At 72.2% G+C, this 20,487-nt stretch carries 15 protein-coding genes; 7 read left to right on the top strand and 8 right to left on the bottom strand.

Going from position 1 to position 20,487, the window contains the following annotated elements; all coding sequences use genetic code 11:
- Positions 1 to 56 precede the first annotated feature (56 nt).
- The 3 genes from B0675_RS01965 to B0675_RS01955 form a co-directional block, all read right to left on the bottom strand.
- On the bottom strand, positions 57 to 2,075 hold the full coding sequence (locus B0675_RS01965) for an FAD/NAD(P)-binding protein (protein ID WP_081221537.1): 2,019 nt from the start codon (positions 2,073 to 2,075) through the stop codon (positions 57 to 59).
- A gap of 111 nt (positions 2,076 to 2,186) precedes the next feature.
- Positions 2,187 to 3,848, bottom strand: coding sequence for an alkaline phosphatase D family protein (locus B0675_RS01960; protein WP_081216994.1), 1,662 nt, complete (start codon positions 3,846 to 3,848; stop codon positions 2,187 to 2,189).
- Positions 3,849 to 3,996: 148 nt separating this feature from the next.
- Complete coding sequence (locus tag B0675_RS01955) at positions 3,997 to 4,641, bottom strand: HNH endonuclease family protein (RefSeq protein ID WP_081216993.1); 645 nt, start codon at positions 4,639 to 4,641, stop codon at positions 3,997 to 3,999.
- A gap of 553 nt (positions 4,642 to 5,194) precedes the next feature.
- Between B0675_RS01955 and B0675_RS01950 the strand changes: the two genes are divergently transcribed.
- Together B0675_RS01950 and B0675_RS01945 are read left to right on the top strand one after the other, a co-directional pair.
- Positions 5,195 to 5,776, top strand: a complete 582-nt coding sequence (locus B0675_RS01950; protein WP_081216992.1) for a TMEM165/GDT1 family protein — start codon at positions 5,195 to 5,197, stop codon at positions 5,774 to 5,776.
- A gap of 622 nt (positions 5,777 to 6,398) precedes the next feature.
- Positions 6,399 to 7,064, top strand: coding sequence for an HAD-IA family hydrolase (locus B0675_RS01945; protein ID WP_081216991.1), 666 nt, complete (start codon positions 6,399 to 6,401; stop codon positions 7,062 to 7,064).
- 360 nt (positions 7,065 to 7,424) lie between these two features.
- On the opposite strand, the gene B0675_RS01940 is transcribed toward B0675_RS01945, so the two are convergent.
- Positions 7,425 to 8,636 carry a peptidoglycan-binding domain-containing protein gene (locus B0675_RS01940; RefSeq protein ID WP_081216990.1) on the bottom strand — a complete coding sequence of 404 codons (1,212 nt, stop codon included), beginning with the start codon at positions 8,634 to 8,636 and terminating at the stop codon, positions 7,425 to 7,427.
- Positions 8,637 to 9,092: 456 nt separating this feature from the next.
- On the opposite strand from B0675_RS01940, the gene B0675_RS01935 reads away from it, so the two are divergent.
- The 3 genes from B0675_RS01935 to B0675_RS40345 all read left to right on the top strand — a co-directional run bounded on the left by B0675_RS01935 (position 9,093) and on the right by B0675_RS40345 (position 13,095).
- Positions 9,093 to 11,054, top strand: a complete 1,962-nt coding sequence (locus tag B0675_RS01935; protein WP_241539885.1) for an MFS transporter — start codon at positions 9,093 to 9,095, stop codon at positions 11,052 to 11,054.
- A 175-nt stretch (positions 11,055 to 11,229) separates the two neighbouring features.
- Positions 11,230 to 11,916 carry a hypothetical protein gene (locus B0675_RS01930; protein ID WP_081216989.1) on the top strand — a complete coding sequence of 229 codons (687 nt, stop codon included), beginning with the start codon at positions 11,230 to 11,232 and terminating at the stop codon, positions 11,914 to 11,916.
- 171 nt (positions 11,917 to 12,087) lie between these two features.
- Positions 12,088 to 13,095 carry a hypothetical protein gene (locus B0675_RS40345; protein WP_107482539.1) on the top strand — a complete coding sequence of 336 codons (1,008 nt, stop codon included), beginning with the start codon at positions 12,088 to 12,090 and terminating at the stop codon, positions 13,093 to 13,095.
- Between the two features lie 169 nt (positions 13,096 to 13,264).
- Here the strand turns inward: B0675_RS40345 and B0675_RS01920 are convergent, their stop codons facing one another.
- Positions 13,265 to 13,678 carry a DUF1992 domain-containing protein gene (locus tag B0675_RS01920; protein ID WP_081216988.1) on the bottom strand — a complete coding sequence of 138 codons (414 nt, stop codon included), beginning with the start codon at positions 13,676 to 13,678 and terminating at the stop codon, positions 13,265 to 13,267.
- Positions 13,679 to 13,797: 119 nt separating this feature from the next.
- Here B0675_RS01920 and B0675_RS01915 point away from each other — a divergent pair, with 119 nt between their 5' ends.
- Positions 13,798 to 14,193 (top strand): hypothetical protein, encoded by a 396-nt coding sequence (locus tag B0675_RS01915; protein ID WP_081216987.1) that lies wholly within the window; start codon positions 13,798 to 13,800, stop codon positions 14,191 to 14,193.
- Between the two features lie 60 nt (positions 14,194 to 14,253).
- Here B0675_RS01915 and B0675_RS01910 read toward each other — a convergent pair whose 3' ends face one another.
- On the bottom strand, positions 14,254 to 14,925 hold the full coding sequence (locus B0675_RS01910) for an O-methyltransferase (protein ID WP_081216986.1): 672 nt from the start codon (positions 14,923 to 14,925) through the stop codon (positions 14,254 to 14,256).
- 214 nt (positions 14,926 to 15,139) lie between these two features.
- A complete protein-coding gene (proP, locus tag B0675_RS01905) occupies positions 15,140 to 16,531 on the bottom strand; it encodes a glycine betaine/L-proline transporter ProP (RefSeq protein WP_081216985.1) in 1,392 nt (463 codons plus the stop codon).
- 403 nt (positions 16,532 to 16,934) lie between these two features.
- Between proP and B0675_RS01900 the strand changes: the two genes are divergently transcribed.
- Complete coding sequence (locus tag B0675_RS01900; RefSeq protein ID WP_081216984.1) at positions 16,935 to 18,983, top strand: bifunctional glycosyltransferase 87/phosphatase PAP2 family protein; 2,049 nt, start codon at positions 16,935 to 16,937, stop codon at positions 18,981 to 18,983.
- Between the two features lie 60 nt (positions 18,984 to 19,043).
- Here B0675_RS01900 and B0675_RS01895 read toward each other — a convergent pair whose 3' ends face one another.
- The gene (locus tag B0675_RS01895) at positions 19,044 to 20,288 is read right to left on the bottom strand and encodes a cytochrome P450 (protein ID WP_081216983.1); all 1,245 of its coding nucleotides are present in this window, start codon (positions 20,286 to 20,288) and stop codon (positions 19,044 to 19,046) included.
- Positions 20,289 to 20,487: the final 199 nt, after the last annotated feature.

Genomic DNA, 20,487 nt, shown 5'->3' with positions numbered 1-20,487 from the left:
CGCAGCGGGCCGGACCGTGGGGACGGAACCGAGTGAGCCACCTACGTTAGGTGAGCCTAATCTATGCTTGCAAGTTCAACATTCGGCCACGGCGCGGCCTCCGTTTCCGGTTCCGCTTCGGCCGTCGCCGCACGTAGCGCGGCTCGCGCCACCGCGTCGGCGTCCGAGAGCGTGACCGAATCCACTCCGGGTCTCGCGCCCGCCGCGGTCACCCAGTGCACCCCTTCCGTGGGCACGCCGAACGCGAACCGCCGTGCATGCGACCGGCCCTGACGATCCATCAGGCGATACGGCCGCTCGGTCACGTCCAGACCGCCGGTCTCGTAGCCGTCCACCGTGTGCGGGCGGCACGCTCCCGTCTTCAGCAGCCGGGCCAGAAGTTCGTCGCCGGTCCGGCGCACATCCGGTTCCGGTAGCCGCGCCTCCACCAGCGCCGTCACGCGGACACCCGAGCCCGGCACGTCGGGTGAGTGCGCCACCCACGCTCCGTCCTCCGCCCGGACGTCGAGCCGCGGACCGAGCACCTCCACGACACCCGCCTCGATCAGCGCGGCCAGCTCCTCGACCCGGCGGCGGGGCGGACCGATGGAGAGGAACGCGTTCAACGGCGTGTACCAGCGGTCCAGATGGGACCGGCGCGACTCTCCCGGCAGACCGCGGTGGTCCACGATCCGCCGCAGCTCGTTGCGCAGGTCCCGCAGCACGTCCAGCGCCGCCTTGAGCGGGCCGGCCACGTTGCCGAGCGCGGCCTGCGCGGCGTCCTCGCGCAGATGGTCCAGCAGCCACTCCCGCCAGTCCGCGCGCCCGGCGAACTCCCGTCCCGTGTGCGGGCGCGCGACACGGTCCCAGGACCAGCGCTCCGCCTCCCCGATCCCGAACGCGCCGAGCACGGCGGCCTCTTCGTCCGTGCGATGGGCGACGGCCAGGAAGCGCTCCCGGAAGGTGCCGGCCCGCCCCGAGGGCGCCAGCAGCCGCTCGTAGTAGACCGTCTCGACCTCCTTGGCGACCAACGGCCATATCTCCCGCAGGAAGTCCGGAGCGTCACCGGAGTCCGCCCGCTTGCGGAACCCCCCGATCACCTCGTCCGTCAGGACGAGCGGAACGTGCCGCCCGTACGGGCCCTTCGCGTTGTCCCCGCGCGCCTGGTAGGGGACGCCGCGCCGCGAACCGGCGTACACCCGCGGTTCGTCGCCCGACCGCACATAGCGCAGCCTCGCGCCCGCCCCCACGAAGCGCCCGCCGCGGCCCTCGGTCAACAGGGCCATGTGATCGAAAAAGTTGAGTCCGAGCCCCCGCAGCAGGACCGGCTCGCCCGGCGCGAGGGACGAGAGGTCGACGTCGGCGGGATTGGCCGGGGGGACGTGCACCAGGCCGTGCCGCACCGCGTACGCGGAGAGTCGCTGCTGCGCCGCGTCCGGGCGTACCGGCAGATGCCCCTGGGCGAGCACCACGGCGGCCAGGCCCGTGAGTGTGCGGCCGCCGGACAGGGTCAGCGTCTGACGGCCGCCCGGGCCGTCGGTGAGCCCCAGCGCCCGGGCCGCGTGCACCTCGACCCGCACCTCGGGCGGCGCCCCGCGCACCACCTCGCCGAACACCCATTCCAGATAGCGCCCGTACTGGGTGCGGGTCGGATACGCGTCCGGCCCCAGTTCGCCGTCCGCCCACGTGTGCAGGCTCGGCCCCGGCCGGATCGGCCCCGAGCAGTCCACGCTCTCGTCGGTGAACAGGGTCACCTGCGAGGCCACGGTGTTCATCAGCAGATGCGGCGACTGGGCGGTGCGCCAGACCCGGCCGGGGCCGGGGGGTGACGGGTCGACGACATGGACCGTCAGCCGCGCACCCGGCGCGAGCAGCTCGGGGGCGGACGCGCAGAGGCGCTCCAGGACGCTCGTGCCGCGCGGGCCCGCGCCGACGACGGCCACGGAGATCCGCGGGGACCCGGCGGTCGCCGGGAACCCCGCCGCGACGGGCGCGGCGGAGCACTGGGGGGAGGGCTCTGCAGACAAGGGTGTGACTCCCGGGCGTGGGGGCGCAGGACGGCGGACCGCCCACTGGAAGCGGACGGTCCGCCTCATCATGCCGCCGGGCGCTGTGCGAACCGAGCCCCGGAGCGAAGGATCGGCACCCGGTGTGGGATGCGTCACGATCATCGGGGACAAACAGCCCAACAACCAGGCGAAAAGGCCCTATTGCGGGGCGAGTGCGGACTCCCGCACCGTCCGCAGCCGGACGGCTCCGCCCGCCCGGTCGTCGCGACCCCGCACCACCTTCTCGAGGCGCAGGGAGGCCGAACGCCCCTGAAGGGTCAGCGTCATCAGCTGATTGCCGAACCAGGGGCCGCCCGACCGGTTCCAGTCGACCGACGGGCGCGGGCAGCGGCCGTGCCGGGCAAGGCGGTTGCCGAGCCCCCGCGCGAGGCGGCTCCAGCCGAAGCGGAAACCGAGCCGGATCTGCGGCGGGACGGAGTTGTGGACGGGGGAGCACGTCAGCTGGACCACATGGGCCGCCGGCTGCCGGGCGGGCTCGGCCCAGACGGGCTCGGCGACATAGGCGTGGTGCACGTCCCCCGACAGCACGCACACGGTCGCGGGCGCGTGCTCGCCGGATCCCACGTCGGCGATGAGGTCCGCCAACTCCTCGAAGGACCGCGGGAACGCCGCCCAGTGCTCCAGGTCCGCCGTGCGCCGCAGTTTCTCGCCGAACCGTGCCCAGCGCGCGCCCCGCTCCCCTCGGCACAGCGCGGCGTCCCATGCCTCCGCCTGGTGGATCAGCGGCGGCAGCAGCCAGGGCAGCGACGTGCCGATCAGCAGGTGGTCGCGGGTCTCCGGCGCGTCCAGGGCCTGTTCGCGCACCCACGCCGACTCGCCGGGGTCGAGCATCGCCCGGTTCTGCTCGTCCAGGACGCGGGCCGCACGGCTGTCGACCATCAGGACCCGGGTCCGGCCGAAGTCGCGGCGGTAGCTCCAGCGGACCGAGGCCGGATCGGAGTCGGCCTGTGCGGCGAAGGCCCGCAGCACGTCCGTGCCGTCGGGCGTCTCGCGCACCGCCGCGTACAGCGGGTTGTCCGTGAGCTCGTCGGGGGAGAGGTTGCCGAGGTGCTGGTGGACCCAGTACGACATCAGGCCGCTCAGGATCCGTTCGCGCCACCACGGGGTCGCGCGGATGTCCTCGAGCCAGGCGTCGCTGGTGTTCCAGTCGTCGATGACGTCGTGGTCGTCGAAGATCATGCAGCTGGGCACGGTGGACAGCAGCCAGCGGATCTCGGGGTCCAGCCAGGACTCGTAGTAGAGCCGGGTGTACTCCTCGTAGTCCGCGACCTGATGGCCCGGGGGGTCGGCCAGATCCCGGCGGGACGCTATCCACGCGCGGGTCGCGTCCGAGACCTCGTCCGCGTACACCTGGTCGCCCAACAGCAGCAGCACGTCCGGGCGTTCGCCGTCCGGGTCCGCCGCGACGCGGGCCGCGAGGGTGTCCAGCGCGTCGGGCCCGACCGGGTCCTTCTCGTCCGCGGGCGGCGCCGCCCAGCGGCAGGAGCCGAAGGTGACGCGGACCGCCGCCTCGTCACCCGCCGAGGTGCGGACCACCGAGGGAGGGAAGGCGGACCCGGGAAGGGGCCACACCGTCACGTCGTCGAGCAGCACCTCGTACGCCGTCACGGTGCCGGGTGTCAGCCCGCTCACCGGCACCAGCGCGTAGTGGTGGCCCGCGACCTGGAACGTCGGGGCCGATCCCGACGTCCCGTCCGCGCAGCGCACCTCGGCGGTGCACGGGCGGCTCGCCTCGACCCAGAAGGTCGCGGACGAACCGTCGACATACCTCAGCAGCGGCCCCAGGCGCAGCTCGGCCATGAATGATCACCCTCCTCCGTCGCCCCGTACGGTACGGAACGACGGAGGCCGGTGGCGAGGTTCCGGACACCGCGGCCATGCCGTGGGGGGAGCGGTGCCCGGAATTCACGGGGAGTCGGGCGCCCGAGGGCGGCCCTGTCGGTACGGGTCAGCAGCCGCTCAGGACCGAGCTCAGCTTGGACTTCTCGGCGGAGTCGACCTTGAGGTTGTAGTAGTACTTCACCTGCACCCAGGCGCGGACGTACGTGCAGGCGTACGAGCTGAGCGGGGGCATCCACTCGGCCGGGTCCTTGTCGCCCTTCGACTGGTTCACGTTGTCCGTGACGGCCAGCAGCTGCGGGCGGGTGACGTCGTTGGCGAAGCCCTGGCGCTGCGCGGTGGTCCAGGCGCCGGCGCCCGAGTCCCAGGCCTCGGCGAGCGGCACGAGGTGGTCGATGTCGAGGTCGGACGCGGCCGTCCAGTTGGCGCCGTCGTAGACGGAGTGCCACGACCCGCTGGTGGCGGTGCAGGCCGAGGTGGTGACGACGTTCGTGCCGTCGCGCTTGAGGACGTACTCACGGGTGTCGCAGGTGCCGCTGATGGTGATCCAGGTCGGGAACAGGTCGCGGTTGTAGCCGGTGCGGTTCTCCGCGGCGACGGTGAGGGACGCGAGGTAGGTGCGCGCGGTGGCCGCGCTGACCGGGGTGGGGAGGGCGGCGGAGGCGGTCGGGCCGTTGAAGACACCGGCCAGGGCTATCAGTCCGGTGGCGGCCGCGAGTATGCTCAGCCGTCGACGCGCGTAGACCTTTGGCATGCGAACTCCCTTGGGGTGTGGGGGTGTTGGAGTGCGAGCGAGCGGGCGAAGGAATGCTCGCGGGGGTGTGTTGCCGGGAGGTGAGTACGCGGTTAGAAGTTAGTGACGCGTACATGACATGACAAGGTGCGGGGCGCAAGTTTCGTCGGAGAGCGTGCGGGCGCTCACGTCTTTCTGCGGGTGTGCGGTGCTTGGGGGCATTTCTGCGGGTGGCCCGGGGTGCTCCCGGGGTGCGGGGACCTTCGGCCCTGCGGAGCCCGTCCGCCGGTCGCGTACTATGAACGGCGCAGAAGGGGAGTAGCTCTTCGCCGGACCGTCGACATACTGCTCAGCTCGTCTGAGCCGGCGCCCGGAGGCAGACCTCGTCCACGAGGCCGGCCAGCGAGACCTTCGGCAAGCAGTGCACATGCCCGTGCCGGGCCCACCGGCAAGGGTTCTTCCGCTCGCGCCTCTCGGTGCGGGCGCCGCTGTGTGCTGCCGTGCCGAGGTGTCGCGCAGTCACAGAACGCGCAGTCGCAACTCTCGGCGGGGCAGCCCGACCGATTGAGGAATTTTGATCAGCTTCAGCGTGATGGCGCTCGTCTTCGGTGTCGTCTTCCTTGCCGAGCTGCCGGACAAGACCGCGCTCGCCGGCCTCGTCCTCGGCACGCGCTACCGCGCCTCCTACGTCTTCGCCGGCGTCGCCGCCGCCTTCGCCGTCCACGTGGCCCTCGCCGTCGCGGCGGGCAGTGTGCTGACCCTGCTGCCGCAGCAGATCGTGCACGCGGTCACCGGTGTGCTGTTCCTCGGTGGCGCGGCCGTGCTGCTGATGAAGAAGGGCGAGGACGAGGAGGAGGTCCGCGACCCGGAGAACCAGAGCTTCTGGAAGGTCTCCGGGGCGGGCTTCATGCTCATTCTCGTCGCCGAGTTCGGCGACCTCACCCAGATCATGACCGCGAACCTCGCGGCACGCTACGACGACCCCGTCTCGGTGGGCGTCGGCGCGGTGCTGGCGCTCTGGGCGGTCGCGGGGCTGGGCATCGTGGGCGGCAAGGCACTGATGAAGCGGGTGCCGCTGTCGCTGATCACGAAGGTGGCCGCGTTGCTGATGGTGGGGCTGGGGGTCTGGAGCCTGTACGAGGCGGTCGCGGGCTGAGGCCCGGGGTCGGCTGAGGTTCGGCTGCGCGCCGGGCGGTACGGGTGCCTTCGGCTGCGCGTCGGGCGGTACCGGTGCCTCAGGCTTCCGTTCCGTTCCGTTCCGTTCCGTTCCGTTCCGGTTCGGTCCGGAACCGGCTTTGGCTCCGGTTCCGGCTTCGGCTCGGTCCGGTGGGTGGGGCGGGGCCGTGCCGGTACATCCGCCCGTCGCCGTTGGATCAGACGTGAGTGGAGAAGCGGAACGCTGCTCGATCCGGGCGTAAGCGACGGGCATCTGATGTACCGGCACGGCCCCTCACGCCGCATGCCGGGTGCGGGTCGACGGGGGTCGAGACGCAGGTCCTGGGGTGTTCGGCGCTCGTCGGCCTCTGGGGGCCAGGGGTGGAGCCGCGTTGGGTCGGAGGGCTCTGTCCGGAGGGTGGCCGAGGGGTGTCTATTGCGGGGGTCTGGGGTTGACCCTGTGGGTCGGATGTCATAAGGGCAGGTCAGGGGTGGTGGCGCCGAGGGGCGCTTGTTTTGTATCGTGAAGGAACAAAGTGGCTCCCGCCCGCACCTCCCTGACCGGTGGGCGGGGCCGCCTTGTTCCCGGGGGATTCTTGAACCCCCACCCCGCACTTTGGAGCATGCCGATGACGGCCACGACCGTTCTGACCGCCCGCGCCCTCCTGCTCGACATGGACGGCACCCTCGTCAACTCGGACGTCGTCGTCGAGCGCTGCTGGCGCCGCTGGGCCGAGCGGCACGGGCTGGACGGGGACGAGGTCATGAAGGTCGTCCACGGTCGCCAGGGCTACGCCTCGATGGCCGTTCTCCTGCCGAACCGGCCCATGGAACAGAACTACGCGGACAACACGCGGATGCTGGCCGAGGAGACCGCCGACATGGACGGCGTCGTCGAGATCCCGGGTGCCACCGAGTTCCTCGCCTCCCTCGCCGGAGTCCCCCACGCCCTCGTCACCTCCGCGGACGTGGCCCTCTCCAACGGCCGGATGGCCGCCGCCGGTCTCGAACTCCCCGATGTACGGGTCACCGCCGAGTCGGTCGGGGCCAGCAAGCCGGATCCCGAGGGGTTCCTCAAGGGGGCGGCCGAGCTGGGGGTCGCGCCCGAGGACTGCATCGTGTTCGAGGACTCCGGGGCGGGGATCGCCGCGGGGCGTGCCGCCGGGATGCGGGTCGTCGGGGTCGGACCCCGCGCCGGGTTCCACGCGCCGGACGTGCTCGTACGTGACCTCACCCAGGTGCGGGTCGAGTCCCTCGGAGACGGGACCCTTCGCCTTCACATCGGCTGAGAAGGTCCTTGGGGAGGGTGCGTGTTGGCCGGGGCCGGGTTTTTCGCCCCCTCCGCCCCTACCCTTCCCACCCCGGGGCTCCGCCCCGGACCCCGCTCCTCAAACGCCGGAGGGGCTGAAATTCACGCCCGCACCCGGCACCCGACGAAAGGGCCGCGCCCCGGCCACGCACGGCCCGCACACGGCGTCCGACGCGAGGGGCCGTGCCGGTACATCAGATGCCCGTCGCTTACGCCCGGATCGAGCAGCGTTCCGCTTCTCCACTCACGTCTGATCCAACGGCGACGGGCGGATGTACCGGCACGGCCCCGCCCCACCCACCGGACCGGAACCCGGCCGGCGCCGAGGCGTAACCCCGGTTCACGGTTGGGACGTCTCCGACTCCAGGCTCGTGCGCGTGGCGGCTCCATAGACGCCCGACGGGTCCGACGTGATGCCGCGCGCCCACTGGTACCAGCGCACGGCGTCTTCGAGGTGGCGGTCGAAGTGGCCGTCCGCGTCGCCCATGTACATCCTCAACTGGCGCATGCGCAGCTGGAGTTCGGTGACCTCGGGGCCGTCGTCGCCGCGTTGCAGGGTCGGCGCGGGTCCCAGCCCCTGCTGGCCCCCCGTGTCCTGCGCCGACCCCGTCGCGGTGGCCGTCGCGCTCGGCGGAGCGGACGAGGAGGACGACGAGGCCGACGGTGACGGCGACGCCGACGTGCTCGCCCCGGACGCCGAAGGCGAGGGGCTCGCGCTCAGGGAGGACGCCGGTGCCGCCGGTGCCGACACCGTGGGCGAGGTGCTCGCCGACGGGGCCACCGACGCCGCCTTCGGCGACACGTCCGGCACGCTCGCCCGTACGTCCTCGGGCAGGGCCCCGTCCCGCGCGGGAGTGTCGTACGAGAGCAGACCGCCCGCGAACCCCGCGGCGGCCACCAACGTCACCACGACTCCGGCCGCGGCCAGGACCCCGTTGCGCCGTCTGCGCCCCGGCCGTCCGGCCCCGGGGGCGGCCGCCGTCCCGGGGTGCGAGGGACGTTCCTGGAACAGCCGGACGTCGGCGGCCCGCGGCTCCGAAGGGAGCGCCTGCAGCCGCATGGTCGCGTCGGCCGGAAGGGCCGCGTCCGCCGGTACGGCGGCCAGCCGCATCGTGGAGGCCGAGGGGGCCTCCCCGGCCGGCGGCGGCACGATCCCGGGTTCACCGGGTTCACCGGGCTGCCCGACCGGCCCGGCGGCGGCCGTGCCTGAGGCGTCCATCGGCCCGGGCCGCGCGCCGGCACCGTTCACCGGGCCGGTGCCCCCGCCGGCGACCGGCCCCCCGGTTCCCGCCGTCGTGGCACCCGCGGCCGGCATTCCGGTCGGCTCGGGCCCCGGCGCGCCCCCCGGCACACCTGGGGCCGCGCCGTCCCGGCTCAGCTCCACGTAAGGGCGTATGCGCAGTGGGTCGAAGTCCTCGGCCGCCGCGGCCTCCGCCGTGCGGGCGTCCCGGAGGGCGTCGGACGCGCGGCGGGTGCAGGTGCAGGACGGGGTGCCGTCCGGTGCGCGACGGGCGGCACACCGGGGGCAGACATGCCCGGTCTGTTCAGTCACGAGTGGGTCCCTCCCCAGAGAACTCCAGAGATTATCCGGACCGCCTTCACACAACCTTCAACGAGCCCCCCGGAATCCCGGATTCCGGACGCCTCGACAGGCCATAACCGGACACACCGATCAGGATGGAGGGTGATCGAGACGCTCGGGGCGCAGGGAGGCCGAATGACCGGGGACGCGCACGGTTCGCAGACGCCCGCCGGCCGCGGCACGGACGGGCCGGACGCGCCGACCGGAGCGGGCCCGGGCCCGGGTGCCGGTGGCGCGGGCGGCGGCGACGGCGGCCACGGAGGCGACGGACGGGACAGCGGGACCGGCCTCGCCGGTCCGATCGACCCGCACGAGTCCGTCGCGGTCAGCGAGTCCGCCGTGCGCCGCCGTACGGCGGCGGCCACCGATGCCCGCGACAGCGTGCACGGCAGCGTCATCGTCTCCATCGGCGCGCTGCTGCTCGGCATGCTGCTCGCCGCGCTGGACCAGACGATCGTGTCGACCGCGCTGCCCACCATCGTCAGCGACCTCGGCGGCCTGGAACACCTGTCCTGGGTGGTCACGGCCTATCTGCTCGCGTCGACGGCGGCCACGCCGCTGTGGGGCAAGCTGGGTGACCAGTACGGCCGCAAGCGGCTGTTCCAGACGGCGATCGTGATCTTCCTGATCGGGTCGGCGCTGTGCGGCATGTCGCAGAACATGGGCGAGCTGATCGGGTTCCGGGCGTTGCAGGGGCTCGGCGGCGGCGGCCTGATGGTGCTGTCGATGGCGATCGTCGGCGACCTCGTCCCGCCGCGCGAACGAGGCAAGTACCAGGGCCTGTTCGGGGCGGTCTTCGGCGCGACGAGTGTGCTCGGGCCGCTGCTCGGCGGGGTGTTCACCCAGCACCTGAGCTGGCGCTGGGTCTTCTACATCAACCTGCCCGTCGGCGTCGTCGCGCTCGTCGTCATCGCGGCGGTGCTGCACATCCCGAAGAAGTCGGCCCGCCACGTCATCGACTACCTCGGTACGTTCCTGATCGCCGCGGTCGCCACCTGTCTGGTCCTGGTGGCCTCGCTGGGCGGCACCACCTGGGACTGGAACTCGCCGCAGATCATCGGTCTCGCGGTGCTCGGCGTGCTGCTCGGCTTCGCGTTCGTCTCGGTGGAGCGGCGGGCGGCCGAACCCGTCCTTCCGCTCAAGCTCTTCCGCGTCCACACCTTCACCCTGTCGGCGATCATCAGCTTCATCGTCGGCTTCGCGATGTTCGGCGCGCTGACCTATCTGCCGACGTTCCTCCAGGTCGTACAGGGTGTGACACCCACGCTGTCGGGTGTGCACATGCTCCCGATGGTCTTCGGACTGCTGCTGTCGTCCACGGTCTCCGGGCAGATCGTCAGCCGGACCGGCCGCTGGAAGGTGTTTCCGGTGGCGGGCACCGGCATCACCGCCATCGGCCTGCTCCTGCTGCACCAGATGGACGAGAACAGCAGCACCGCCGAGATGAGCGCGTACTTCTTCGTCTTCGGCCTGGGCCTCGGCCTGGTCATGCAGGTCCTGGTGCTGATCGTGCAGAACGCGGTCTCGTACGAGGACCTGGGCGTCGCCACCTCCGGCGCGACGTTCTTCCGGTCCATCGGCGCCTCGTTCGGCGTCGCGATCTTCGGCACGGTCTTCGCGAGCCGTCTCGGCGACAGCCTGACGAAGGCCCTGGCGGGGCAGAACCTGCCGCCGGGCATCACGACGGACTCGCTCAAGGCCGATCCGAAGGGGATCGGCGCGCTGCCCCCCGATCTGCAGCCACCGGTCCTGCACGCGTTCGCCACGTCGATCACCGACGTCTTCCTGTACGCGGCCCCTGTCGCCGTGCTCGGCTTCGCGCTGGCCTGGTTCCTGCGGGAGGACAGACTGCGCGGGTCGGTCACGGCCCCCGACGTCACGGAGACGCTCGCCAGCAATCCCGTCGAGCGGTCGTCGTACGACGAGGTGTGCCGGGCGCTGTCCGTGCTCGGCACACGGGAGGGGCGGCGCCAGATCTACGAGGAGATCACCGAACGGGCGGGTTACGACCTGCAGCCGGCGGCGAGCTGGCTGCTGCTGCGGATCAGGAAGTACGGGTGGGCGGAGCCCGCCCTGCTCGCCGAGAAGAGCACGGTCCCGCTGGGCGTCGTGCTGGCCGGCACCCGCCAGATCGAGGAGCGCGGGCTCGCCCGGCGCGAGGGCCTGGACCTCGTGCTGACGGACGAGGGACGTGCCGCCGCCCGGAAGCTGTCGCTGGCCCGCGAGGAGTCGCTCGCCGCGCTCCTCGGCGACTGGTGGAGCCCGGACCGGCCGACCGACCTCACCCAGCTGGTGGTGGAGCTGAACGAGGAGATGTGCGGCTCGGACGCGGAACGCCCGCACGAGGGCGGGCCGTCAGCGGTCAGGCGCCTGGGGGAGCCTGCCTGAGACGTCGGCCCGGTCGTGGCGGGAGACGACCCCGGCCCGCGTGGTGACGGAGAGGCGGGGGAGCGGAGGTGGGGCCTCGGCCCTACGCGCCGTGACCGCCGCCGTTTGAGGAGCGACTTCCGGGCAACCCGGGTGAAGAACCGGCCCGTTGGGTCGAGAACCCCGGAAGGCATCCATGTCCACAGGCGTGATCATCGCTCTGATCGTGATCGTGGTGGCCGTTGCCGTCGTCGCGGCCGCCCTGACCCTCCTCAACCGACGGCCGCCCGGCGGCCGTACCCTTCGGCGGCGCTTCGGCCCGGAGTACGACCGTGCCGTCGCCCGGCACGACGGTGACACCAAGGCCGCCGAGGCCGACCTCGCCGAGCGGGTGAAGCTGCACGGCGGACTGCGCGAGAAGGCCCTCGACCCCGCGGACCGGGAGCGGTTCACGGCTGGTTGGACCGCCGCGCAGGAGCGCTTCGTCGACTCCCCGGGCGAGGCGGTGGCCGAGGCCGACCGGCTGCTCGGCGACCTGGCCGGAGCACGCGGGTTCCCCGGCGTGGAGCAGTACGAGGAGCAGGTCTCCGCACTGTCCGTGCACCACGGACACCACGTCCACGGCTACCGCACGGTGCACCGGGCCGCGCTCGCCCGTACGGACAAGAACGGCACCGTCGACACCGAGCAGATGCGCGAGGCGATGCTGCAGGCCCGCGCCCTGTTCGAGGACCTGATGAGCTCGGACCGCGAGGACAGGTCCAGCGCTCACGTGCGGGACACGGACGGCGCGGACGACGTGAGCGAGTCCGAGGACGACCGCTCCCCGCGCACCCGGCGGTTCGGCATGACCAAGAACGACCGGCACACCGAACCCGCCTAGCCCGCCGACAACGACGCGAGCGGCAACACGCGGCGCACCGGGAGCACGGCGGACGCCGAGCACCCGACAGCACCGAGACGTCCCACAGACTTCCAACCACGACACTCGCTCCCACCTGCCCTGGTCGTTCACCAGGCTCCAGGAGAAGGGGAGTCGAGGAAGGTGAACGCGATGAAGCCCGAGCAGGACCCTGAGCGCAACCCGTCCGGCGACGCGGCCATGAAGGGCCGTGTCACCCCGGTGCCCCCCGAGCGTCCCGAGGACGACCGGGCGAAGGCGGCCGACAGCGCCTCCGACGAGGACGTGTCGCGCCGTGAGGCACTGAAGGGCCACCTGGACCCCACGCCCGACGAGCACACCCCGGGCGACCGGTCGAGGGCCGGCGACACCGCCGCGGTCCGGTCGGCCACGACGGGCGACGACACGACGTCACGCACCGGCACCACCGGCACGAGTACGAGCACGAGCACCGGCATCGGTGACGAGGCGAAGTCCCGCACCGGCACCGGTCGTACCACCGGCGCGAGCACCGGCATCGGTGACGAGGCGAAGGCGGCCCGCGCGGCCCGGACCGGCGACGACACCGCCGCCCGGACGACCGGGACCGGCACGCCGGCCCGCGAGAGCGCGGACGTCCGCAGCGGTGAGCGCGCCGCCTCGCACGAGGACCGGACGAGCCGCACCGGTACGGGCCGGTCGGTCACCTCGCGTGACACGGACCTCGACACGGACAACGCCGAGCCCGGTTCCGCGTCGCGCGACGCCGGTGGCGTGCGTCGTGACACCGCGGGAGCGCTCCCCACGAGCGGCTCCGCGGACGGCGGGACCCGTACGGACGGCAAGGCCTACGGCCAGGGTGCCGCCAAGGACTCGGCCAAGGAATCCGGGAAGCACGGGGAGCGGCTGCTCCCCGGCGACGAGTACGACAAGTTCTCGCAGCGGATGCGGCAGGCGGTCGGCGGGTTCGTCGACGGGCCGGAGGCGTCCGTCGAGGAGGCGGACCACGTCCTCGAGGAACTCGCGAGCCGGTTCACGGAAGCCGTGTCCCAGCGCCGTCGTTCCCTGCGCACCTCCTGGCAGTCCGGCGGTGAGGGCAAGGCGTCGGCCTCCGACACCGAGAAGCTGCGGCTCGCCCTGCAGGACTACCGCGAGATGACCGAACGGCTGCTGCACATCTGAGCCGCCCTCGGACACCGCAGGCACCGTGAGGCCGCGTCCCGGACCATGTTCCGGGACGCGGCCTCACGGCGTTCGCGCGGTCGGGACGACCGCGCCGCTCCTGCCGTCCGGGCCGCCGGCGGGCGCCCGGACGCCCGGCCTGCTTTTGCGCGGCTCCGACTCCGCGGGCTCAGGCGGTCCGGCCTTCGCGGGCCGCGCGCCACTCCTGGACGATCTTCTCCACGTCGTAGGGCTTCAGCCCGAGGGGCGGACCCGGCGGCGGCTTGAACATGACCTCACGGATCTTGGCGTTGATGTCCTCGACGATCCGCCGCACGGCCCGCTCCGAGGGCGCCGCGGCCGCCGCGACGAGGGCGTCCTCCGCCTCCTTGCGCAGGGCCAGCGTGGGCGGTAGTACCGACAGGCCCTCACGGACCATCTTCCGCTTGATCCACCAGAGTTCGTCGTACGGCGTGTCGGTTACCGCAGGCAACGGCTTCCCCGCGCCCGGGAGTTCGTCGAACTCGCCGCGGGACTCCGCCTCGCGGATCTGCCGGTCGACCCAGGACTCGAAGCTGACACCGGGTGGCTTGCGCTCCGTCATGGGTCCATTGTGCCCGAGGCCGCACCAGGACGGGAATGGTCGAATTATCATGCGGCGGCGGCGTGGGAATCACGCCGCGTCAGGACACTGGGACCAGCACCCTTCACGAAGGAGCACGCGTGCTCGAACTCACCATGGCCACGATGTCCGGCGGGGACGCCGGCGCGACGGCCGGGATGCTGATGGCCGACGCGCCGAGCGACCCCGGGGCCATGCTGCGGGTGGGCCGGGACCGGGCCGTGTGCCGGCTCGCGACCCCCGACGACTGGCTGTTCGTGTCCCGGGTCCATCTGGAGTTCCTGTGCGGACCGGACGGCTCCTGGCAGGTCACCTGGCTGCAGGGCTCCCACCCGGAGCCGTCCTCCGAGGTCCGGCTGGCCCTGGCGGGCCTCCAGCCGCAGCCGCTGCCGTACGGGGGCACGGCCCGGCTGCCCGCGGGCGGCTCGGGCGAACTCGTCATCCAGGACCGCACGGGCCCCCGCACCGTGAACGTGGGCTTCTACCACGAGCCCTAGGCCGGACACGACCGAGGGGTGCGGGGCCGGCGGGTCGGCGGGAGTGGGCCGACGGGCGGCTCAGGCGTGTACGCGGGCCAGCGCGAAGCCGTCGTAGCCCTTGCTGCCCACCGTCTGGACCGCCGTGCCGTCCAGCCGGGGGTGCGAGGCGATGAGTTCGAGCGCGGCCCGGGTGCCCCGCACGCTCGGGTCGGTGCTCGTCGCGTCGGTGACCGCGCCGCCGCGGACGACGTTGTCGAGGACGATCACGCTGCCGGGCCGGGTGAGCCGGACCGCCCAGTCCAGGTAGTGGGCGTTGTTCACCTTGTCCGCGTCGATGAAGACGAAGTCGAAGGGCTCGGGGTTCTCGTCCGCCAGTTTCGGCAGGGACTCCAGGGCGGGGCCGACCCGCACCTCGGCGACCTCGGCCAGGCCGGCCCGGGCGAGGTTGCCGCGGGCGACCTCGGCGTGCCGGGGGTCGTACTCCAGGGTGACCAGCCGGCCGTCGGCGGGCAGGGCGCGGCCGAGCCAGATCGTGCTGTAGCCGCCGAGGGTGCCGATCTCCAGGATGCGGCGGGCGCCCTGGATCTCGGCGAGGAGCCGGAGCAGCTTGCCCTGGTTCGGGGCGACGTTGATGGGGGGCAGTCCGGCCGCGTCGCTGTCGCGCAGCGCGGCGGCCAGCGTCTCGTCGGCGGGGGCCAGGAGGGTGGTGAAGTGGTCGTCGACGTCGGTCCAGACCTGCGACTCGCTCATGCACCGGGCCTTTCGTATGCCTAGTTAGATGCGCTAAGTATCTCAGGGGGAAACCTAGTCGTCCGCGCCGGTGCCTGCCAGCCGGTTCCGGGCCCGGCGCTCCGGTGCCGGCCGGCCGGGGGCGGGCCGGCGCACGGTACGGCGAAGGGCCGCGGTCGCGGGGCATGGTGCCCCGCGACCGCGGCCCTTCGAGGTCCGGCCGGTGGACGCGGTGTCAGTCGCGCGCGGGCACGGGCTCCACGGCGGGCGCGGAACCCGGCAGCGGGCGGCCCGCCGACTCCGACATGAACCAGACGGCCACACCGCCGATGACGGCCGCGGCCATCATGTAGTAGGCGGGCATCATCATGTTCCCGGTCGCTCCGATGAGGGCGGTGACCACCAGCGGGGTGGTGCCGCCGAAGAGCGAGACGGAGATGTTGAAGCCGATGGACAGCGAGCCGTAGCGGACCCGGGTCGGGAAGAGCGCCGGGAGCGCGGCCGGCATCGCGGCGGTGAAGCAGACCAGCAGCAGACCGAGGGCCCCCATGCCGAGGGCGATCGCGACCAGGCTGCCCTGGCGGATCAGCAGCAGCGCCGGGACGGACAGGGCGAGGAAGCCCGCGCAGCCCGCGGCGATCACCGGGCGACGGCCGATCCGGTCGGTCAGCGCGCCGGCGAAGGGCTGCACGATCATCATCAGCGCCATCACGCCGAGGACCACGAGCAGACCGTGCGTCTCGTCGTACTTCAGCTCGCTGGTCAGGTAGCTCGGCATGTAGGACAGCAGCATGTAGTCGGTGACGTTGAAGACGAGGACCAGGCCGACGCACAGCAGCAGGGCGCGCCACTGGCCGGTGATCATCTCGCGCAGCGGCACCTTGGGGCGGTCGGCCTCGGCCTTGTCCAGTTCTGCGGTGAACGCCGGGGTCTCCTCCAGGCGCATCCGCAGGTAGAGGCCGATGATGCCCATCGGGCCGGCGATCAGGAACGGGATGCGCCAGCCCCAGGAGAGCAGGTCGTCGGAGGAGAGCAGCGCGGTCATCAGGGTGACCAGACCCGCGCCGCCGATGTATCCGGCGAGCGTGCCGAACTCCAGCCAGCTGCCGAAGAAGCCGCGCTTCTTGTCGGGCGCGTACTCGGCGATGAACGTCGAGGCGCCCGCGTACTCGCCGCCGGTGGAGAAGCCCTGCACCAGGCGGGCCGCGAGGAGCAGGATCGGGGCGCCGACGCCGATCGAGGCGTACGACGGGATCAGGCCGATCGCGAACGTGCCCGCCGCCATCATGATCATCGTGAGGGCGAGGACCTTCTGGCGGCCGATGCGGTCGCCGAGCGGGCCGAAGACCATGCCGCCGAGGGGGCGGACCAGGAAGGCCGCGGCGAAGGCGCCGAAGGTCGACAGGAGCTGGGCGGTCGGATTGCCCGAGGGGAAGAAGACCTTGCCCAGGGTCACCGCGATGTAGCTGTAGACACCGAAGTCGAACCATTCCATCGCGTTGCCGAGCGCTGCCGCCTTCACAGCGCGCTTGACGAGCGCGGGGTCGGTGACGGTGACCTCTGGGGATGCCGGGCGGGCGGGGGCCGGGACGGATGTCGCGGGGGCTACCGGGGTCGCGGTGGGCAAGGGCCTTCCTTCCGCAGGGGACAGGGACGCGGCCCGCCCGGAGGCGGAACCGAGGCCTGCCCGGAGGCAGGCCGAAAAGCGACCTTAGAGCCACTCGTCCGGATGACGTGGAGTGAGCGCGCCCTCGCGGTATGCGCCTAAAGGCGGCATATGCAGGCAGGACGCGGCGCTTCGGGACGCCCCGCGGGCGTCCCGTCTGTGAGGTATGTCGCGGCCCCCGGACGGAACCGACGTCCCGGACGACTATCGTCATCCGGGCAAAAGGGATGCCGATGTCAGGTGGAGCGAGGGTTGCCCGCGTCTTTCGACGGGGCGGCGCGAGCCTCGTAGGGTCGTGACGAGGGCTGACGTACAGGGTGTACGAGACATAACGGAACAACGGGGGCGGGAGGGTCGACGAGGCGTGGCGAACGCGGAGCACGGCGGACGAGCGGGAAATGCCTTCGCGGCAGGAGCGCAGACCGCGAGAGTCCGGCTGCGCGCGCTCCGCGTCGGGCTCTGGGTGATCGCCGCCCTCCTCGCCGCACGGCAGGTCGCCGCCGTCCTCGGCACCCCCAAGGCGGACCGGCTGACGGACCTGGAGACCTGGGTCGGATCCGACGGCGTCCTGCACGTGAAGGGCTCGCTGTACGACTCCACGCAGTTCACCGGGACCCCGTTCGGGGGACTCGTCCTCAAACCCCTCACCCGGGCGGCCGAACAGGCACTCGGCTGGGGCTGGACCTTCGGCACCCTGCTGCTGGTCGTCGCGCTCGGCCTGGTCGCCGCACGCGCCCTGCCGCAGCCCGTCAGCCGCCGTACGGCGCTGCTCGCCGCACCCGTCGCCATCAGCCTGCTGATGCTGTCCCTGCCCGTGCGCAACGCCCTCTACCTCGGGCAGACCAGCATCATCCCGGTCCTCCTCGTCCTCCTCGGCTGCTTCGCCGTGCGCGGGGAGCGCGCCTGCGGCGTCCTGATCGGTCTCGCCGCGGCCCTCCAGCCCACCGTGCTGCTCTTCGCCCCGCTGCTCTGGTTCACCGGCCGCCGCCGGGCCGCCGTCTCCACGGGCGTCACGTTCGCCGCTCTCACCGCGCTCGCCTGGGCGGCGATGCCCCACGACTCGAACACCTACTGGGTGCACCACCTCGCGGGCGTCGGCCTCGGCCGGGCCGCCGACGACCTCGCCAACCAGTCCCTGCACGGTGCGCTGCTGCGCTTCGGCCTCAGTGGCCCCCTGGAGATCGGGCTGTTCCTGGCCCTCGGCGCGGCGGTCGCCGTCCTCGGACTGCGCCGCGCGGTGTTCTACGCCCGCGACGGGCAGCTCCTCCTCGCCGTCGCCATCACCGGCTGCGTCGCCGTCGCCGTCTCGCCCACCACCTGGCAGTACCAGCTGCTGTGGGTGCTGCTCGCGGTCGTCGGACGGGTGGGCAGGAAGACCTCGGACCGCTTCATGTGGCCCGTCGCCGTCGTCCTCGTCATGACTCTGCCCGGGAAGATGATGCTGCCGAACATGGCGGTGCTGCACCCGGTGCGCGACAACGTCGTGCTGATCGCCGCGCTGGCCGCCGCCACCCTCGTCCCGTTCCTGTCCCGCACCTCCGCGTACTACCGGGCGCCGGTCCCCACCGACTACGCGGAGCCCGTGCCCACCCGGTGGAAGCGGGTACCGCTGCTGCCCGTGCCCGGCCGCGTCCTCGCCCGCCCGAACCTGCTGCTCGAACTGCTCCTGATCCGCGTCGGCTACTCCGCCTACCAGCAGGTCAGGCTCGCCGCGACCGGCGGCACCAACGCGGGGGGCCGGGCCACCGCCGAACACCACGGCGACCAGATACTCGCCGTCGAACGGTTCCTGCGCATCGACATCGAGCACTGGGTCAACCACGCCGTGTTCAAGATCGGGTTCCTGCGCGACTTCTTCGACTTCTACTACGAGTCGTTCCACTTCTTCGTCCCGCTGGGCGTCCTCGCGGTGCTCTACGTCCGACGCCCCGCCGACTACCGCTGGGCCCGCTCGGCCCTCGGCTTCGCGACCCTGTTCGCCCTCGTCGGCTTCTGGCTCTACCCGCTCGCCCCGCCCCGCCTGATGCCGGGTCTCGGCGTCATCGACACCGTGCACGGGGTGCAGGACTTCTCCAAGCCGGACTACGGCACGCTGACCTCGCTCACCAACCAGTACGCGGCGATGCCCTCGCTGCACTTCGGCTGGTCCCTGTGGTGCGGCCTCGTCATCGCGATCCTGGCGCCGAAGGGGTGGATGAAGGCGCTGGGCCTGCTGCACCCCTTGTTCACCGTCTCCGCGATCGTCGCGACCGGCAACCACTGGACCCTGGACGCCTTCGGCGGCGCCGCCGTGGTCGCCGCGGGCTTCGGACTGACCTACCTCCTCCAGGGCCCCCGGCCCCGGAGGCCGGGGAAGACGGTCGAGGCCGGAGCCGAGGTGCCGGTTCCGGCCACCGGCCGTATCCGGAGCTGACCCCCGCGGGACGGGCCGGCGGATGCCGGGAGGCCGCCGGCCCGAGCGATGGGGCTCCCGCTACGCCTGCCGGACCTGGAGTTCCTTGACGCCGTTCAGCCAGGCGGAGCGCAGCCGGCGCGGGTCGCCGGAGAGCCGCAGGCCGGGCATCGCGTCGGCGATCGCGTTGAAGATCAGGTCGATCTCCAGGGTGGCCAGCGACTTGCCGAGACAGAAGTGCGGGCCGCCGCCGCCGAATCCGAGGTGCGGGTTCGGGTCGCGGGTGATGTCGAAGACCTCGGGGTTCTCGAACACCTCGGGGTCGTGGTTGGCGGAGGAGTAGAAGATGCCGACCCGGTCGCCCTTCGCGATCCGCTGCCCGCCGAGCTCGGTGTCCTGGGTCGCGGTGCGCTGGAAGGCGACGACGGGGGTCGCCCAGCGGACGATCTCCTCGGCGGTGGTCCTCGGGCGCTCCCGCTTGTAGAGCTCCCACTGGTCGGGGTGGGTGAGCAGGGCGTGCATGCCGTGCGTGATGGCGTTACGGGTGGTCTCGTTGCCGGCGACGGCCAGCAGCAGGACGAAGAAGCCGAACTCGTCGGAGGCGAGGTTGCCCTCGTCCTCCGCCGCCACCAGCGTGCTGACGATGTCCTTCGCCGGGCACTGCTTGCGGTCGGCGGCCATGTTCATCGCGTACGAGATGAGTTCGGTCGCCGAGTCGGCGCCGATCTCCTCCGTGATCGCGTACTCCGGATCGTCGTACGCCACCATCTTGTTGGACCAGTCGAAGATCTTGACGCGGTCCTCCTGCGGGACGCCGATCAGCTCGGCGATCGCCTGCAGCGGCAGCTCGCAGGCCACCTGGGTGACGAAGTCGAACGCTCCGTCCGGGCCGGCCCGGTCGAGCGCGTTCGCCACGATGGAGCCGGCCCGGGCGCGCAGCGCGTCCTCCAGCGAGCGGATGGCGCGCGGGGTGAAGCCGCGCTGCACGATCTGGCGGACCCGGGTGTGCTCCGGCGGGTCCATGTTGAGCATGATGAGGCGCTGGACCTCGATCTGCTCCCGCTGGATGTGCTCGTTGAAGCGGATGACGGCCGTGTTGAGGAACGAGGAGAAGAGTTCGGGGTGCGTCGAGACGTACTTGACGTCGGCGTGCCGGGTGACGGCCCAGTAGCCGTCGTCCCCGAAGCCCGCGACGCCGTGCTGCTGCGGGATCCAGTGGACCGCTTCGGCCCGGCGCAGCTCGGCGAACTCCGGGAGGGGCACGCGGTGGTGCAGGACGTCGGGGTCGGTGAAATCGAACCCGTCGGGCAGCGCTGGACAGGGCATCGGCAACTCCAGGTCTCGCGCCTACGGTGGTGACGGCCCGCTGCTTCGGGCGGCTCCGGTGGTTCTGAGGGCAGTTCTGACGGTGGTTCCGGCGGCGTTTCCGACGGCGGTTCTGACGGCGGTTCTGACGGTCCATCAGGAACAGGGAATCGCCGTGAAGGTAGTAACGGGTTCTACAAGTGGCAAGAGGCGCGGGGCC

Source organism: Streptomyces sp. M41(2017), from assembly GCF_002078175.1.
Lineage (GTDB): Bacteria > Actinomycetota > Actinomycetes > Streptomycetales > Streptomycetaceae > Streptomyces.
The sequence above is the reverse complement of the archived record's forward strand: the minus strand, read 5'-3'. Positions and strand labels throughout refer to the sequence as shown.

Bases quoted from the DNA above. Each gene is read 5' to 3' on its own strand.
- B0675_RS01960 (WP_081216994.1), bottom strand. From the start codon at position 3,848: ATGGCCGAGCTGCGCCTGGGGCCGCTGCTGAGGTATGTCGACGGTTCG.
- B0675_RS01930 (WP_081216989.1), top strand. From the start codon at position 11,230: ATGTCCACAGGCGTGATCATCGCTCTGATCGTGATCGTGGTGGCCGTT.
- B0675_RS01910 (WP_081216986.1), bottom strand. From the start codon at position 14,925: ATGAGCGAGTCGCAGGTCTGGACCGACGTCGACGACCACTTCACCACC.
- B0675_RS40345 (WP_107482539.1), top strand. From the start codon at position 12,088: ATGAAGCCCGAGCAGGACCCTGAGCGCAACCCGTCCGGCGACGCGGCC.
- B0675_RS01895 (WP_081216983.1), bottom strand. From the start codon at position 20,288: ATGCCCTGTCCAGCGCTGCCCGACGGGTTCGATTTCACCGACCCCGAC.
- B0675_RS01955 (WP_081216993.1), bottom strand. From the start codon at position 4,641: ATGCCAAAGGTCTACGCGCGTCGACGGCTGAGCATACTCGCGGCCGCC.
- B0675_RS01945 (WP_081216991.1), top strand. From the start codon at position 6,399: ATGCCGATGACGGCCACGACCGTTCTGACCGCCCGCGCCCTCCTGCTC.
- B0675_RS01920 (WP_081216988.1), bottom strand. From the start codon at position 13,678: ATGACGGAGCGCAAGCCACCCGGTGTCAGCTTCGAGTCCTGGGTCGAC.
- B0675_RS01965 (WP_081221537.1), bottom strand. From the start codon at position 2,075: ATGAGGCGGACCGTCCGCTTCCAGTGGGCGGTCCGCCGTCCTGCGCCC.
- B0675_RS01935 (WP_241539885.1), top strand. From the start codon at position 9,093: ATGCTGCTCGCCGCGCTGGACCAGACGATCGTGTCGACCGCGCTGCCC.